General features: G+C 42.3%; 1 protein-coding gene. It reads right to left on the reverse strand.

What is annotated here, in order from left to right:
* On the reverse strand, positions 1-494 hold a 494-nt coding region (locus tag IE124_RS36495), incomplete at its 3' end, for an ABC transporter substrate-binding protein (protein WP_189514122.1).
* Between the last annotated feature and the right edge of the window lie 12 nt (positions 495-506).

A 506-nucleotide genomic window follows, 5' to 3' on the forward strand; every position in this document is an offset into this window, starting at 1 on the left:
AATCTCTTGAAAGTACCTTCCTGTCTGCATTTTTCTTGATGAATAGCCATCAATCTTTGAGCTTCCAAAGGATCAGAAACCTCTTCTGGTTCTGGCCAGGACAAGTATTCATTAGTGTAGTTCGAGACATAGTCTGGTGGCAAGATGGCTAATCTCTTACCGTAACCGGTAACCTTCTTCCAGTCACGGTGAACATTGTACAAAGATGAAGAGAAGTAAGCGTAACATCTTTGATATTGCTTGTAGGATAGATCGTTGTTCAATTGAGGCTTGAAGTCGATGTATTCTTTCCAAGCCTTCACAGGGTCGGCTAGAACGTAGTCGGTTGCCTTCTTGATGGCTTTCAAGAACTTTCTGACCTTTTCAGGGTTCTTCTTCAAAAATTCATCGTTGCAGATGTAAAGAACGGTACAGAAACAACAGCAACCCAAGCAAGCCAACTTGTCAATTCTCAACATTTTAGCATCAGAAGCTGGTCTGCCTTGCTTGGCCAAGTACTCTTCCAA

It is taken from the genome of Streptomyces narbonensis (assembly GCF_014649015.1).
In the GTDB taxonomy this organism is placed as follows: domain Bacteria; phylum Actinomycetota; class Actinomycetes; order Streptomycetales; family Streptomycetaceae; genus Streptomyces; species Streptomyces narbonensis.